Annotated in this window: 17 protein-coding genes and 1 pseudogene; 8 read left to right on the top strand and 10 right to left on the bottom strand. The window is 66.8% G+C overall.

Translation table 11 applies throughout. The features are described 5' to 3' along the window. The coding region (locus tag WB508_RS05680) for an acyl-CoA dehydrogenase family protein (RefSeq protein ID WP_423843912.1) at positions 1–411 on the bottom strand (411 nt) is incomplete at its 3' end. Positions 412–568: 157 nt separating this feature from the next. Here WB508_RS05680 and def point away from each other — a divergent pair. Continuing rightward, on the top strand, positions 569–1,174 hold the full coding sequence (gene def, locus WB508_RS05675) for a peptide deformylase (protein WP_423843911.1): 606 nt from the start codon (positions 569–571) through the stop codon (positions 1,172–1,174). Here the strand turns inward: def and WB508_RS05670 are convergent. After that, complete coding sequence (locus WB508_RS05670; RefSeq protein ID WP_423843910.1) at positions 1,140–1,970, bottom strand: TrmH family RNA methyltransferase; 831 nt, start codon at positions 1,968–1,970, stop codon at positions 1,140–1,142. The genes def and WB508_RS05670 overlap by 35 nt on opposite strands. Positions 1,971–1,988: 18 nt before the next feature. On the opposite strand from WB508_RS05670, the gene WB508_RS05665 reads away from it, so the two are divergent. Then, a complete protein-coding gene (locus WB508_RS05665) occupies positions 1,989–2,516 on the top strand; it encodes a YbhB/YbcL family Raf kinase inhibitor-like protein (RefSeq protein WP_423843909.1) in 528 nt (175 codons plus the stop codon). Positions 2,517–2,523: 7 nt separating this feature from the next. On the opposite strand, the gene WB508_RS05660 is transcribed toward WB508_RS05665, so the two are convergent. The 4 genes from WB508_RS05660 to WB508_RS05645 are packed head-to-tail and all read right to left on the bottom strand — an operon-like array spanning position 2,524 to position 5,691. Further along, a complete protein-coding gene (locus WB508_RS05660) occupies positions 2,524–3,237 on the bottom strand; it encodes a lytic transglycosylase domain-containing protein (RefSeq protein WP_423843908.1) in 714 nt (237 codons plus the stop codon). 51 nt (positions 3,238–3,288) lie between these two features. Continuing rightward, positions 3,289–4,386: an SPFH domain-containing protein gene (locus WB508_RS05655; protein ID WP_423843907.1), complete on the bottom strand. Its 1,098-nt coding sequence runs from the start codon at positions 4,384–4,386 to the stop codon at positions 3,289–3,291. Further along, positions 4,386–4,859 (bottom strand): NfeD family protein, encoded by a 474-nt coding sequence (locus WB508_RS05650; protein ID WP_423843906.1) that lies wholly within the window; start codon positions 4,857–4,859, stop codon positions 4,386–4,388. The genes WB508_RS05655 and WB508_RS05650 overlap by 1 nt, the downstream gene beginning before the upstream one ends. 1 nt (position 4,860) lies before the next feature. After that, on the bottom strand, positions 4,861–5,691 hold the full coding sequence (locus WB508_RS05645; protein WP_423843905.1) for an ABC transporter ATP-binding protein: 831 nt from the start codon (positions 5,689–5,691) through the stop codon (positions 4,861–4,863). A gap of 79 nt (positions 5,692–5,770) precedes the next feature. Here WB508_RS05645 and serB point away from each other — a divergent pair, with 79 nt between their 5' ends. Together serB and WB508_RS05635 are read left to right on the top strand one after the other, a co-directional pair. Beyond that, positions 5,771–6,976, top strand: coding sequence for a phosphoserine phosphatase SerB (serB, locus tag WB508_RS05640; protein ID WP_423843904.1), 1,206 nt, complete (start codon positions 5,771–5,773; stop codon positions 6,974–6,976). 83 nt (positions 6,977–7,059) lie between these two features. Beyond that, complete coding sequence (locus tag WB508_RS05635) at positions 7,060–8,235, top strand: MFS transporter (RefSeq protein ID WP_423843903.1); 1,176 nt, start codon at positions 7,060–7,062, stop codon at positions 8,233–8,235. Positions 8,236–8,253: 18 nt separating this feature from the next. Here the strand turns inward: WB508_RS05635 and WB508_RS05630 are convergent, their stop codons facing one another. Continuing rightward, positions 8,254–8,469: a dodecin gene (locus tag WB508_RS05630; protein ID WP_423843902.1), complete on the bottom strand. Its 216-nt coding sequence runs from the start codon at positions 8,467–8,469 to the stop codon at positions 8,254–8,256. 56 nt (positions 8,470–8,525) lie between these two features. On the opposite strand from WB508_RS05630, the gene WB508_RS05625 reads away from it, so the two are divergent. Both WB508_RS05625 and WB508_RS05620 read left to right on the top strand, forming a co-directional pair. Further along, positions 8,526–8,849, top strand: a complete 324-nt coding sequence (locus WB508_RS05625) for a DUF3099 domain-containing protein (protein WP_423843901.1) — start codon at positions 8,526–8,528, stop codon at positions 8,847–8,849. Next, positions 8,846–9,034, top strand: coding sequence for an acetone carboxylase (locus tag WB508_RS05620; RefSeq protein WP_423843900.1), 189 nt, complete (start codon positions 8,846–8,848; stop codon positions 9,032–9,034). The genes WB508_RS05625 and WB508_RS05620 overlap by 4 nt, the downstream gene beginning before the upstream one ends. Here the strand turns inward: WB508_RS05620 and moaA are convergent. Next, entirely contained in the window at positions 9,031–10,032 is a 1,002-nt protein-coding gene (gene moaA / locus WB508_RS05615; protein WP_423843899.1) for a GTP 3',8-cyclase MoaA, read from the bottom strand. The two genes, WB508_RS05620 and moaA, sit on opposite strands and share 4 nt — an antisense overlap. A 23-nt stretch (positions 10,033–10,055) precedes the next feature. On the opposite strand from moaA, the gene WB508_RS05610 reads away from it, so the two are divergent. Both WB508_RS05610 and WB508_RS05605 read left to right on the top strand, forming a co-directional pair. Continuing rightward, positions 10,056–10,805, top strand: a complete 750-nt coding sequence (locus WB508_RS05610) for an SURF1 family protein (protein ID WP_423843898.1) — start codon at positions 10,056–10,058, stop codon at positions 10,803–10,805. Beyond that, complete coding sequence (locus tag WB508_RS05605; RefSeq protein ID WP_423843897.1) at positions 10,802–11,773, top strand: CapA family protein; 972 nt, start codon at positions 10,802–10,804, stop codon at positions 11,771–11,773. The genes WB508_RS05610 and WB508_RS05605 overlap by 4 nt, the downstream gene beginning before the upstream one ends. A 4-nt stretch (positions 11,774–11,777) precedes the next feature. On the opposite strand, the gene WB508_RS05600 is transcribed toward WB508_RS05605, so the two are convergent. Both WB508_RS05600 and WB508_RS05595 read right to left on the bottom strand, forming a co-directional pair. Further along, entirely contained in the window at positions 11,778–13,376 is a 1,599-nt protein-coding gene (locus WB508_RS05600) for an ABC-F family ATP-binding cassette domain-containing protein (protein ID WP_423843896.1), read from the bottom strand. A gap of 253 nt (positions 13,377–13,629) precedes the next feature. Next, positions 13,630–13,752, bottom strand: a pseudogene (locus WB508_RS05595) (metal-sulfur cluster biosynthetic enzyme); the annotation flags it as partial.

Raw genomic sequence — 13,752 nt, 5'->3', positions numbered from 1 at the left:
CAGGCCGCCGAGCTCTTCGGGGATGTTGAGCAAGGTGAGCCCGAACTCGGTGGTCTGGGCCAGCACCTCCGGCGACGTGGTGTTGGACGCCTCCGCGTCGGCGGCGCCGGGACGAAGCACCTCGGCGGCGAACTGGGAGATGACGTCGACCATCATCTGCTGGTCATCGGTGGGCGTGAGGTCGAAGACGCCGCCGCTGTGCGATCGCTTCAGTCGCTGCGGCGAGCCCGACCCCTTGACCCGCTTGAACGTGCGCCCGGCCGACGCTGCGACCTGGAAGCCGCTCTTCGTACCGTGGTACACGGCGCGCTCGGTGGTCTTGCGCAGCTTGAGCTTGTCGATGGCCGGCGAGCTGGCGATGCGGTTCAGCACGGCCAGGCCGATGGCCATGGGGTCTTTGCTGGTGGCCACGGAGGATCTCCTCGGAGGGCGAATGGGGGTTGCACCTGACAACGATGACTGTAACTGAGAGTTACAGGTACGCATACTGATGGTATCCGAGATCACAGGATCGCGCGGGCATCTGACACGCGTCGCGACCGTCCCCGCCGGTCGGTACGCTGTCGCGGTGCCTGAGAGCAAACAGTCCCGACCCCTACCCCCAGGCGGATCCGTCCGTCCGATCACTCGCTGGGGAACGCCGGTCATGCACCACGAGCTGGCCGAGGTCACGGTGTTCGACGAGGACCTCACCACCCTGGTGGCTGACATGGTCGCCACCATGCACGCGGCACACGGCGTCGGTCTGGCCGCCAACCAGGTGGGCGTGGATCTGCAGGTCTTTGTCTTCGACTGTCCCGATGACGACGAGAACCGCGTGACCGGCGTGGTGTGCAATCCGGTGCTCACCCTCCCCGAGGGCAAGGACCGCCAGCTCGAGGCCGCCGACGAGGGCTGCCTGTCCCTCCCCGGTGCCTTCACCGAATGCGCACGGCCTGACCAGTCGCACGTGACCGGCGTCGACCACACCGGCGCGTCCGTGGAGTTCCACGGCACTGGGCTGCTCTCTCGCTGCCTGCAGCATGAAACCGATCACCTCTTCGGAACCGTGTTCGGCGACCGTGTCCCCGAGCGGGCCCGCAAAAAGTTGTACAAGCAGCACGCCGAGCTGGCCGAGGGCTATCCGGACGACTGGCCCGTCACGATCTTGATCCACGACGACGCGCAGGAGTAGGGCGCAGCTGCCAGCAGGCGACCGCGACCGATGCGGCCGCGTTGAGCGAGTCGATGTCGCCCGCCATGGGGATGGTCACGCGCAGGTCGGCCCCGTGCTCCCAGCGCTCGGAGAGTCCGTGCCCTTCGGAGCCGACGATGAGCGCGAGCCGCTCGATGTCAGACGGCACCTCGTCGATGGGCGCTGCCCCGTTGCCGACGGTGAGCGCGCATGTGGTGAATCCCGCGTCGCGGAGCAGGTCCGGCGCGCCGTACCAGTCGTCGAGGCGTGCGTACGGAAGCCGAAACACCGCTCCCATCGACACCTTGATCGCTCGCCGGTAGAGCGGGTCGGCACAGCGGGGCGACATCAAGATCCCGTCGAAGCCCAGCGCCGCCGCGGATCGAAAGATCGCGCCGACATTCGTGTGGTCGGACAGGTCCTCCATGATGACGACGCGCCGCGCGTCGGCGAGGACCTCCGACGCCGAGGTGGGCGCGGGTCGCTCCAGCGAGGCCAGCGCGCCGCGGTGCACGTGGAATCCAGTGACGTGCTCGATCGCCTGCTCGGACAGCACGAAACAGGGAGCGTCGGTCGTGTCGAGCACGTCGGTGAGACCCTCGAGCCAGCGCGGCGCCATCAGGAACGACGCAGGACGGTGGCCCGCCTCGACGGCCCGCCGTACGACCTTCTCCCCCTCGGCCAGATAGACGCCGTGCTCGGCCTCCAGCTTCTGGCGCAAGCTCACGTCCCGCAGATGGACGTAATCGGCGAGACGCGGATCGCCCGCATCGTCCACTCGTACGATCTCGGCCACCGGGCTAGCCTAGCCAGCATGAGCCTTGAACGACCTGTCACGCCCGATCCGTATCCGTTGCTTCCGGCAGTGCCGTCCTTCACCGTCGCCAGCGATGACATCGTCGACGGCCAGCCACTGGCCGACGCGCACGTCAATGCCCACGGCGACACGTCGCCGCACCTGTCGTGGAGCAACGCGCCCGAAGGCACCAAGTCGTTTGTCGTCTCGTGCTTCGATCCTGATGCGCCCATCGTCTCGGGCTTCTGGCACTGGACTGCCGTCGACATCCCCGCTGAGGTGTCTGAGCTGGCCACCGGTGCCGGTGCGTCCGACGACACCCTGCCCGGGCCGGCCTTTCACGTGCGCAACGACGGCGGCGGGCATGGGTTCATGGGCGCCGCGCCACCCGAGGGCGATCAGGTGCACCGTTACTACTTCGTGGTTCACGCGGTTGGCGAGGATCGCCTCGGTGTCGACAGTGACGCCTCGCCTGCTGTGGTCGGCTTCAACCTAGCGTTCAAGACCCTCGGTCGGGCCGTCATGCACGGCACCTACGCCCACTAGCAAAGCGTCAGCGAGCGAACGCGTTGGCGATGTCGCGCACCTTGTCCACATAGGCCATCGAGTTGTTGTAGCCGTACACCGCAGGGACCCAGTTGTCGGCGGCCACGTTGCCACCGGGCAAACAGAGGTGGCGCGAGGCGCCCAGAGCGGCGTCGTCGATGTCGTTGGGGTTCTTCATCCCGTCGCCGTCGGCGTCACCGCCGTATCGCTCCCACGACGACGTGAGGAACTGGAATGGTCCGACGGCGTGGTCCCACTCGTCGTCGCCGTGCAGATCGGCCGACGCCGCTGTCGCGGGGATGGCGCGGGTGCCGTTGGTGCCATCGAGGGCCGGCCCGATGATCGGCTCATCCGGGACTCCAGCGGCCGACAATCCTGCGCCGCCCAGCGTGCCGTGCGCCGACTCGACCGATCCGATCGCTGCCAGGGTGTTCCACCGCAACTGGCACTTCGGTTGGCGCACGCGTTCGGTGAGCTCAGTGGTGGCATAGGCCAGCATGGCTCTCCGCGGAATCTGGAGGCGCTTGGCGGTCTCGGCGACCCAATCCTCGTCAGGCTCCGTCGGTGAACCTGCAGCAGCCGGCACTCGCTCCGCGGCACGTGGCGCTGGGCCGGATGGCCCTGCGTCGTCGTCGCGCTGGACCACGAACCAACCCGTGAGGACCGCAGCCGTCAGCACGCCTGAAACGGTCAGGATCAGTCGGTCGCGCTGACGCATCATGATGCCAGCATGTCAACTGGCCCCAACCGAAGCGACTGACCAGCAGCCGGACTACTGCGGGGCTTCGGGGGGAATGACCGGACCGCCGGAGCCGGATCCCGGCTGTTCGGCCTGCTTGGCGGCGTCGAGCGCTTCTTGCACAGCCTTGGAGGTCTCTTCCGCGTCCGGAAGGTCGTCCTCAATCTTCTCGTCGAGATCAACCCGCTTCTTGGAGCCGCCTCCGTCGACGGGAATCTTGCCGACCGTGCCGCCGAGTGTTCCGAGCGCCTTGGTCAGCTCGGCCGGAATGATCCAGGTGGTTGCGTTGTCTCCTTCGGCGATCTTCGGGAGCATCTGCAGGTATTGGTACGACAGCAGCTTCTGGTCGGGGTTGCCGTCGTGAATCGCCTGGAACACCGCGGAAATGGCCTGCGCCTCGCCCTGCGCGCGCAAGATGGCGGCCTGCCGGTCGGCCTGCGCGTTGAGAATTTGGGCCTGCCGGTTGCCCTCCGCGTTGAGAATGGCGGCCTGCTTCTGCCCCTCGGCGGTCAGGATCGCCGACTGGCGCTCGCCCTCAGCGGTGAGGATGATCGCGCGCTTGTCACGGTCGGCGCGCATCTGCTTCTCCATGGCGTCGATGATCGAGGGCGGCGGATCAATGCCTTTGAGCTCGACGCGGTTGACGCGGATGCCCCACTTGCCGGTCGCGCTGTCCAGCTCGCCGCGCAGTCCGGAGTTGATCTGGGTGCGGCTGGTGAGCGCGTGCTCGAGGGTCATGCCGCCGATGATGTTGCGCAGCGTGGTCATGGTGAGCTGCTCGATGGCCTGGATGTAGTTGGCGATCTCGTAGGTCGCGGCCACGGGGTCGGTGACCTGGAAGTAGATGACCGTGTCAATCGAAACCGTCAGATTCTCCTCCGTGATGACCGGCTGCGGTGGGAACGACACGACCTGCTCACGCAGATCGATTCGGTACGCGAGACGGTCGATGAACGGAGTGACGATGTTGAGACCTGCTGGCAGCGTGGCGCGGTACTTGCCGAATCGTTCGACAATGCCGGCGCGAGCCTGGGGAACGATCTTGACCGTCATCGAGACGGCAACGATCGCGAGCAGCGCGAGCAGGATCAGCACGATCGTCACGGCGGACGCGCCTGCAGAGGTGAACATCAGGACTCCTGGTTCTGGGTGGACTGGCTGGTGACAGCGCCGACGATGGCGGTGGCCCCATCGATGCGCAGGACGTTGACTTCCTCGTCCGTGTCGAAGGCGGACTCCTCTGATTCCGTGCGTGCCGACCAGAGCTCACCGGAGAGTCGGACCCGGCCGTTGAACCGGGTGACCGGCTCGACGACGACGGCGCGGCGACCAACCTGTGCTTCATGGCCCTGCGTGAGGGTCGGACCGTGGTGCAGTCGCTGGACCAACGGTGGACGAATCAAGGTGAGCAGCGCTACCGAGACGACCGCGAACAACAAGATCGCCAGCCAGACCGGGCCGCCGAGCCCGGCAACGAGTGCGCCGGCGAGCGCACCCAGGGCGAACATCAGCAGCACGAGCTCCAGGCTGAACATCTCCACGATGACCAGCACGACGGCGATCGCCAGCCAGATCACCCACGGGTTGTCGCCGAGGAAGTCCATGTCAGTCTCCTGTCGTCCCGCTCGCTGGGCTCGATGCTCGGTGTCCGAATGCTGCCCGACGCGCGGTGTAACGTCCACCGTTGCACGTCAGATTCAATTTGGTGCCAAAGGTGCGAGCGAGATTGGCTCCGGTCAAGGTGGTGGCCAACGGTCCCTGGGCGACAACATGGCCATCGCGCAGCAGCAAGACGTGAGTGAAGCCGACCGGGATCTCCTCGACGTGGTGCGTCACCATCACGAGGACCGGCGAGTCCGGATCCGAGGACAGCAGCTCAAGGCTGGCCAGCAGATCCTCGCGGGCGCCGAGGTCCAGGCCTGCGCTCGGCTCGTCCAGCAAGAGCATCTCGGGATCGGTCATCAACGACCGGCCGATCAGCACCCGCTTGTTCTCACCCTCCGACAGCGTGCCGAAGGTGCGGTTCGCCAGGTGTCGGATCCCGAGCTCGGCCATGATTTGATCACGACGCTCGACGTCGTCCGCGTCGTACTGCTCCTGCCAGCGACCCGTCACGGCGTAGGCGGCGGACACGATGACGTCGGCCGCTGACTCGCTCGGGGGGATCTGTTCGGCGATGCTGGTGCTGACATGTCCGATGCGGGTTCGGAGGTCGAAGACGTCGACCCGGCCCAGCCGCTGACCCAGGATCTTGACCTTGCCCTGGGTGGGATGAATCGCCGCACCGGCGATCTGCATCAGCGTGCTCTTGCCGGCCCCGTTCGGCCCCAGCACGATCCAGCGCTCTCCCTCGTTGACCTTCCAGGAGATCTGGTTCAACAGGATCTTGTCGCCGCGCACGATACTGACTTTCGACAGCTCAAGGGCGGACGCCATGCCTTCTCCTCCAAGTCGATTGCATCGTGGACTCAACCTATCGCGACGCTCGCAACCGCTGACGATAGCCTCGTGCACGATGACGCTGCCCGTGCCGACCACCCATTTCACCGACCCGACCGTGCTCGTCACGCTCGTGGGGCCGGATCAAAGTGGTGTCACGACCCGACTGTTCGAGGCGGTAGCGAGCTTCGACGTGGAGGTCATCGATGTCGAGCAGCTGGTGGTGCGGGGCAAGCTGGTGCTGAGCGCCTTGTTCACGGTGCCGAGCGACATCGCCGCTCTGGAAGCCACTGTCACCGAGGTCGCGGCGTCGTTCGGGCTGGAGGTCACGGTCGAGCACGGAACCGGGGACAACCGACCCCGGCGGGTGGGCCGCGCCCGCGTCGTGATCCTGGGCGTCCCCCTGAAGCCGGCAGCCGTAGCGGCCCTGGCGGCCCAGATCAAGGTGCTGGGCGGCAACATCGACCGGATCATCCGGATGGCCCGCTACCCCGTCACGGCCATTCGACTGGAGGTCTCGGGTGCCGACCCGGACCAGCTGCAGGCTGAGCTGGCCGCGGTGGCGTTCGACCACGGGATCGACATCGCGGTGCAGGAGAACGGCATCTTGCAGCACGCCCAGCGGCTCGTGGTCATGGATGTCGACTCCACCCTGATCCAGGGTGAGGTGATTGAGATGATCGCCGCGCACGCCGGGTACGAGGCGGAGGTTGCCGCCGTCACCGAACGAGCCATGCGCGGCGAGATCGATTTCGCAGCCTCCCTGCATCAGCGAGTCGCACTGCTGGCCAATGTTCCAGTCGAGGCACTGGACACCGTGTACGACGAACTCGTGTACACGCCGGGAGCCCGCACCATGATCCGCACGCTCAAACGTCTCGGCTACCGATTCGCGCTGGTCAGCGGCGGCTTCACCCACCTGATCGACAAGATGGCCGCAGAGCTGGAGATCGACTATCACGCCGCAAACGAGCTGGAGGTGGTCGACGGACGTCTCACGGGACGCATCGTCGGCAAGGTCGTGGATCGCGCCGGCAAGGCTGACGCGCTGCGGCGATTTGCCGAGCACGCACGCATCCCGGTCAAGAACACCGTCGCGATCGGCGACGGCGCCAACGACCTCGACATGCTCGCGGCGTCTGGTCTCGGGATCGCCTTCAATGCCAAGCCCACCGTGCGCGACCAGGCCCGCACCTCGGTGAACGTGCCCTACCTGGACGCGATCGTCTATCTGCTCGGCATCACCCGCGAGGAGATCGAGGCGGCCGACGCGGCCGACTGACCGAGGAAATGGTTGTCGGGAACAACCAGCTCTGTGGCGCGGTTGAGGAAAGCATGGTCATCGAAGCTCCCCAGCGCGCTCGCATGCGTCTGCCTCATGCGGCCGGCTTCTGGATCGGGCTGTCGGCGACGCTCGCCATGCTCGTCGGTGCCGCGGCGCCGTCGCCGTTCTACCCCGTGCTGCAAGAGCAGCTGGGGTACTCGCAGGCCACCAGCACGATCGTGTTCGCCATCTACGCCGTGGCGTTGCTGGCCACCTTGTTGATCACCGGGTCGCTGTCGGACCATCTGGGCCGACGTCCGGTGCTGTCGGCCGGATTCTTCGTGCTGGCCCTCAGCATGTTGTTGTTCTGGCAGGCCGAGTCCCTCCCCTTGCTCCTCACGGCACGCACCGTCCAGGGCGTCGCAACAGGACTGTTGCTCTCGGCACTCGCGGCGGCTGTCGTCGACTTCGAACCGCCCGGTCGACCTGGGTCCGCCTCAACCTTCAACAGCGTCTTCCCGCTGGCCGGCCTGGCCTTCGGCGCGTTGGCCAGCGGCCTCGCGATCGAGCTGCTCGACCGCCCGCTGACGGCCGTGTTCGGCGCGCTCGTGGTGCTGTACGTCGGGTTCGGACTGCTGGCCTGGGCCTTGCCCGAGACGTCGGCGCGGCACGAGGGCATCTGGTCGGCGCTCGTGCCTCGCATCGGTCTGCCGGTCCCCTCGCGGGCCGCCTTCGCCCGCAGCGCGCCAGCGCTGTTCGCCGGCTGGGCGACTGGAGGTTTCTACCTGTCGCTGGGCGCTCCCCTGGTCCAGCAGACCTTCGGCGAGGACAACCACATCGTGCAGGGCGCGGTCGTCACGGCGCTGACCGGCAACGGAGCGCTCAGCGCCTACCTGGCTCGCGGGTTCAGCGCACGAGGCATCACGCTGTACGGCACCACAGCCCTCGCCGTCGGCACAGCATTGGGCATCGCGGCGATCGCGACCGGGTCGTTGCTCGACTTCGTGCTCACGGCCGTGATCGCGGGCACTGGGTTCGGCACCGCCTTCATGGGCATCCTGCGATCCATCACCCCGACGGTGGGTCCCGAGGAGCGCGGCGAGCTGTTCTCGGCGGTCTTCGTGATCAGCTACCTGGCCTTTGGGATCCCCGCCGTGGCGGCAGGCGTCGCTTCGCCGTACCTCGGGCTGGCCACGACGGCCACGATCTACGGATCGGCCGTCGTGGTGCTGTCGGCGACTGCTGCGCTGCTGCGCCGCTTCACCACGTCGGGTTGACCGACAGGTCCCGCCTACCTACTCGTCGTCCTCGAGACGAAAGCCGAGCTTCATCGTGACCTGATAGTGCGACACCGTGGTGTCGGCGATCTGGCCTCGGATGTCGGTCACTTCGAACCAGTCGAGGTGACGCAGGGTCTGCCCGGCGCGCGTGATGCCGTTCTCCACGGCTTCGGTGACGCCCTCCGGGGAGGTGCCGACGATTTCGGTGACGCGATATGTGCGATTGCTCATGGTGCTCATCATGCCGCTAACCGTGTGAATTCTGAGCACCGACGTAAACTTGAGTCATGTCCGACAGCCAGCAACGCACCCCTCGCGGCCAGGAGATCTTCTCGATCACTTCGGCGCCCGAGTCGCACAGCTCGGAGCTGGGAACTCGCGAAAAGCGGTACGCCATCTCGATGGCCGTTCGCACGCTCTGCTTCGTGGGCGCGGTCCTCGTCTCGGGTCCATTGCGCTGGATCCTGCTGTCGGGTGCGGTGTTCCTGCCCTATGCGGCGGTTGTCATCGCCAATGCGGGCGTGCGCCGCAAGGGCGAAGGGCCGTCGCCGTTCGGTCCCGAGGCCAAGGGGCAGATCGAGGCTGCTCCCGCGGTGCCTCGCGAGCTGTGACCGACGAGCTCACCTGCTCGGCCAAGGGCTGCACCGCCAGCGCCGAGCAGCAGGTCGTGTGGAACAACCCGAAGGTGCACACCCCGGATCGACGCAAGGTCTGGCTGGCATGCAGCGAGCACGAGCAGTCGCTGCGTCGGTTTTTGGACGCGCGCGGCTTCTACCTGGCCACGGAGCCGCTCTAGCCGCCAATCGCGGACATGGGGCGCTCGGACTGCAGGAAGCTCGGGTCGTTGATGCCGTGACCTGGCAGCTTGGTCATCATGGCTGCCGCCCACCGTACGGCGATCTCAGCATCGGAGGCGCCACCACGCAATGACGCGCGTAGATCGGATTCCTCGCGAGCGAACAGGCAGTTCATGATCTGTCCGTCCGCCGTGAGCCGCACCCGGTTGCAGTCGCCGCAGAACGGGCGGGTGACCGAACCGATGATGCCCACGGTGTGTGGACCATCGTCGATCAGGAACTTCTCGGCCGGTGCCGAGCCGCGGCCGGCAAGCGGTGTGAGACTGAACTCGTGGGACAGCAGCGCCAACGTCTCCTCCGCGGTGACCATGGCCTCGCGATTCCAGCCGTGTTGCGCGTCCAGCGGCATCTGCTCGATGAACCGCAGCTCGTAACCGCGCTCCATGCACCATCGCAGCAGCGAGGCGCCCTCCGTGTCGTTGTGACCTCGGAGCAGCACCGCGTTGACCTTGACCGGACCGAGACCGGCGTCCTGGGCCGCTTGCAGGCCGTCGACGACGTCTTGCCACCTGTCCCGGCGAGTGATGCGGGCAAACACCTCCGGGTCGGTGGTGTCGAGACTGATGTTGACCCGGTCGAGGCCGGCGTCGGCGAGCGCCTGTGCCGTGCGTTTCAGACCAAGTCCGTTCGAGGTCATGGCGGTGCGGGGGGCACCGGACCCGTCACGGAGGGACAGCGCCTTCGTGGCCGCGACGATGGCAGGGAGGCCACGCCGCAGCAGCGGTTCACCGCCGGTGAAGCGGACGTCGGAGACGCCCAGGTGCTCGACGCCGATGCGAATCAGACGAATCAGCTCGTCGTCGGAGAGTGTCTCCTCGGTCGGCATCCACGCCAGTCCCTCAGCTGGCATGCAGTACTGACAGCGCAGATTGCAGCGATCGGTCAGCGAGACCCGCAGGTCGGTGGCGACGCGGCCGTGCTGATCGATGAGGTCCATGGTCACCATCGTAGGCTCGGGGTGTGCAGCGCTTCTTGTTGAATCCCCGTTGGCTGGGACTTTTGGCCTTCGTGCTGGTGTTCGGAGCGGTGTGCTTCCAACTTGGTATGTGGCAGTTCCACCGCCTCGAGAACCGGTTGGATCGCAATGACGTGATTTCGGCGCACTTCAGAGCCGAGCCAGTCCCCCTGGACGTCGCAGCGCCCGTCGGCACGACGATCGACTCGACCAATGAGTGGACGCGAGTCATCCTGCGCGGTACCTATGATTCCGCGAGCGCCGTCTCGGTGAAGTTCACGACGCGCGACGCGGCCCCCGGTGTCGACGTGGTGGTGCCCCTGAGACTCGATGACGGCACAGCCGTGCTGGTCAACCGCGGCTGGATGGAGGCCGCCAACTCCAATGCACGGCCGGATCTGCCGTCGGCGCCGCGAGGAGACGTGACGGTCGAGGGCTGGCTGCGCCAGGACAACAAGGCAGGCGGCGACGCCGTGCGAGTCTTCGACGGTCAGGTGCGCGCCATCGACAGCACCGGGCTGGCAGAGTTCGTGTCCTACGACCTGCGCGACGGCTACGTGAACGCCCAGGCGGAGTCGCCAGCCGCCGCGGAAGCCCTGGCGGTCGAGCCGAAACCTGAACTGGGTCAGGGCGTCCACTTCTTCTACGCCCTGCAGTGGTGGTTCTTCGGGCTGCTAGGGGTGACCGGGTACCTCTGGTTCGCGCGCAGCGAGGCCCGGGACCGACGCAGGGCCGCGCAGCTGACCGCAGCGTGAGGGCATGGCTCGGCGTCTTCGTGCTGGCCCTCGGCGCCTGTGGATCGACCGCCTCGACGTCGCCTGATAAGGACTCCCCCGTGACGATCGCGTTCGCCGGTGACGTGCACACCGCCGATCCCGTCGATCCGACCGATCCGGCCTACGCCGGAGCCTTTCAGCAGCTGCGCGAGGCCGATGTCGCCATGGTGAATCTTGAGACGGCCGTCGCCACGTCCGGAACCCCGGCCGACAAGCGATTCCTCTTCCGCGCGGATCCCGCGATCCTCGACAAGCTCGCCTCGTGGGGCGTCGACCTGGTCACGATGGCCAACAATCACGCGCTGGACTACGGCCGAGACGGACTGGAAGAGACGCTGCTGGCTCGCGACGACGCCAACCTTGGTGTGCTGGGCGTGGGTCGCACGGCCGACCAGGCGCTGTCACCGGCACAGATCACCGTGCGCGGCTCCACCATCACCTTCCTCGCCGCGAAGCTCGACGACGACCCCACCGCCGATCCCACGGCCGCCTGGGCAGCGACCAAGACGCTGTCCGGCGTGGCCTCTGCCTCCGATCCTGCCGCGCTGCTGGCCGGCGTCGAGCGGCACTCCGACCGCGGCGCCGTCGTGGTGTTCCTGCACTGGGGCATCCAGGGCGATTTCTGCCCGAACGCCGAGCAGGTCGATCTGGCCGCGGCGCTCCGGCGTGCGGGTGCCGACGTGATCATCGGTGCGCACAGCCACACCATCCAGTCCATGGGTCAGGTCGGCGACGGGTTCGTCGCCTATGGGCTCGGGAACTTCATGTGGTGGCGGCAGAGCCCGAAAGCGACGCCGGACGGCGGCGTCCTCACCGTGACCCTGGACGGCGAGACGGTCACCGACGCGCGATGGACTCCCCATGTGCGCGACACGGATCGTTCGGCGCCTCGCGCACGGCCGGGACAGGCGGCGAACTCACCGCTGGCCACGTCCTGCCAAGAATGATGGATCAGGCGAGAGCGACGAGCTCGGCATAGGTGTCGGACCAGAGATCCTCGTCCCCGTCAGGCAGCAGCAGGACCCGGTCGGGTTCCAGGGCGGTCACGGCACCCTCGTCGTGCGAGACCAGCACGATGGCGCCCTCGTAGTTGCGGATGGCGCGCAGAACCTCTTCGCGGGAGGCGGGGTCCAGGTTGTTGGTGGGCTCGTCGAGCAGCAGCACGTTGGCGCTGGAGACGATCAGGCTGGCCAACGCCAGACGGGTCTTCTCGCCCCCGGAGAGCACCCCGGCGGGCTTGGAGGTGTCGTCACCGCTGAACAGGAACGAGCCAAGCACGCTGCGCGCCTCGGTGTCGGTCAGCTGCGGCGCCTGAGCCTGCATGTTCTCCAGCACGGTGCGCGAGGTGTCAAGCGTTTCGTGCTCCTGCGCGAAGTAGCCGATCTTGAGACCGTGACCCGGCAGGATGTCGCCAGTGTCGGGCTGGAGGGTGCCAGCCAGCATGCGCAGCAGCGTGGTCTTGCCCGCACCGTTGAGCCCGAGGATGACCACACGACTGCCCTTGTCGATCGCCAGATCCACGTCCGTGAAGATCTCGAGCGATCCATACGACTTGGACAGGCCCTCGGCCATGAGTGGCGTCTTGCCGCAGGGCGCCGGCTTGGGAAACTTGATGTTCGCGACCTTGTCGTTGGCTCGCTCCCCCTCCAGTCCAGACACGAGCTGCTCGGCTCGACGCAACATCTGCTGGGCCGTCGAGGCCTTGGACGCCTTGGCGCGGAACTTGTTGGCCTGCGTCGTCAGAGCATCGGCCTTCTTGACCGCGAGACTGCGCTCCCGCTTGCGACGGTGCTCGTCGGCTTCGCGCTGCTTGAGGTAGGACTTCCAGCCCATGTTGTAGATGTCGATCGTGGCGCGATTGGCGTCGAGATACAGGACCTTGTTGACCGTCTCCTCGATCAGGTCCACGTCGTGGCTGATGACCACCAGACCGCCGGAGAAGTTCTTCAGGAATCCCCGCAACCAGACCACCGAGTCGGCGTCAAGGTGGTTGGTCGGCTCATCGAGCAGGAGCGTGTCGGCGTCGGAGAACAGGATGCGGGCCAGCTCGATACGGCGTCGCTGGCCACCCGAGAGGGTGGACAGCGGTTGTTCGAGCACTCGATCGGGCAGGCCGAGGCTCGTGGCGATGGTCGCCGCCTCCGACTCCGCGGCGTATCCGCCGCCGGAGGAGAAAGTGGTCTCGGCGCGACTGTAGGCCGCCATCGCCTTCTCAGCCGTGACCGGGTCGGGCGATCCCATGTCGATCTCGGCCTTGCGCATGGCCGTCAGCGCCTCGTCGAGCCCGCGGGCTCCGAGAATGCGGTCACGTGCGGTGGTGGCGAGATCGCCGGACTTGGGATCCTGCGGCAGGTACCCGACCTTGCCGGTCGAGGTGATCGAGCCCTCAGCGGGCTGGCCCTCGCCGGACAGCATGCGGGTCAGGGTGGTCTTGCCAGCGCCATTGCGCCCGACGAGACCGATCTTGTCGCCCTGATCGATCCGGAACGAGACATCGGACATCAGGACACGCGCGCCGAAGCGCAGCTCCACATGGGAGACCGTCAGCATGGAAGAACTTTCGTTTCAGGGTGTGCGAATGGGGTCGAGGCAGCGCCTCGACGTCATTCCCGCTGGTAGAAGCTCACCCATCCACTGTACGGGTGGTAGGCCGATTCCCCCGAATTTGAGCGCGTGAACTACCTCACGCGCTCCGCTGACGAGTCACGTACGCCCCGCGAGGAGTCACGTGCGCCCACCGACGAGTCACGTGAATGACTCCTCAGCGGGCGTGCGTGACTCGTCAGCGGGCGAGGGTGACTCGTCAGCCGATGTTGAAGCCGAGGGCGCGTAGCATCTCGCGGCCGTCGTCGGTGATCTTGTCCGGGCCCCACGGCGGCATCCAGACCCACTCGATCCGGAAGTCGTTGACGATGCCGTCGAGCGC

It is taken from the genome of Aeromicrobium sp. (genome assembly GCF_049586495.1).
In the GTDB taxonomy this organism is placed as follows: Bacteria; Actinomycetota; Actinomycetes; order Propionibacteriales; family Nocardioidaceae; genus Aeromicrobium.
The sequence above is the reverse complement of the archived record's forward strand: the minus strand, read 5'-3'. Positions and strand labels throughout refer to the sequence as shown.

Bases quoted from the DNA above. Each gene is read 5' to 3' on its own strand.
- WB508_RS05665 (WP_423843909.1), top strand. From the start codon at position 1,989: ATGAGCCTTGAACGACCTGTCACGCCCGATCCGTATCCGTTGCTTCCG.
- WB508_RS05660 (WP_423843908.1), bottom strand. From the start codon at position 3,237: ATGATGCGTCAGCGCGACCGACTGATCCTGACCGTTTCAGGCGTGCTG.
- WB508_RS05655 (WP_423843907.1), bottom strand. From the start codon at position 4,386: ATGTTCACCTCTGCAGGCGCGTCCGCCGTGACGATCGTGCTGATCCTG.
- WB508_RS05650 (WP_423843906.1), bottom strand. From the start codon at position 4,859: ATGGACTTCCTCGGCGACAACCCGTGGGTGATCTGGCTGGCGATCGCC.
- WB508_RS05645 (WP_423843905.1), bottom strand. From the start codon at position 5,691: ATGGCGTCCGCCCTTGAGCTGTCGAAAGTCAGTATCGTGCGCGGCGAC.
- serB (WP_423843904.1), top strand. From the start codon at position 5,771: ATGACGCTGCCCGTGCCGACCACCCATTTCACCGACCCGACCGTGCTC.
- WB508_RS05635 (WP_423843903.1), top strand. From the start codon at position 7,060: ATGCGTCTGCCTCATGCGGCCGGCTTCTGGATCGGGCTGTCGGCGACG.
- WB508_RS05630 (WP_423843902.1), bottom strand. From the start codon at position 8,469: ATGAGCAATCGCACATATCGCGTCACCGAAATCGTCGGCACCTCCCCG.
- WB508_RS05625 (WP_423843901.1), top strand. From the start codon at position 8,526: ATGTCCGACAGCCAGCAACGCACCCCTCGCGGCCAGGAGATCTTCTCG.
- moaA (WP_423843899.1), bottom strand. From the start codon at position 10,032: ATGGACCTCATCGATCAGCACGGCCGCGTCGCCACCGACCTGCGGGTC.
- WB508_RS05600 (WP_423843896.1), bottom strand. From the start codon at position 13,376: ATGCTGACGGTCTCCCATGTGGAGCTGCGCTTCGGCGCGCGTGTCCTG.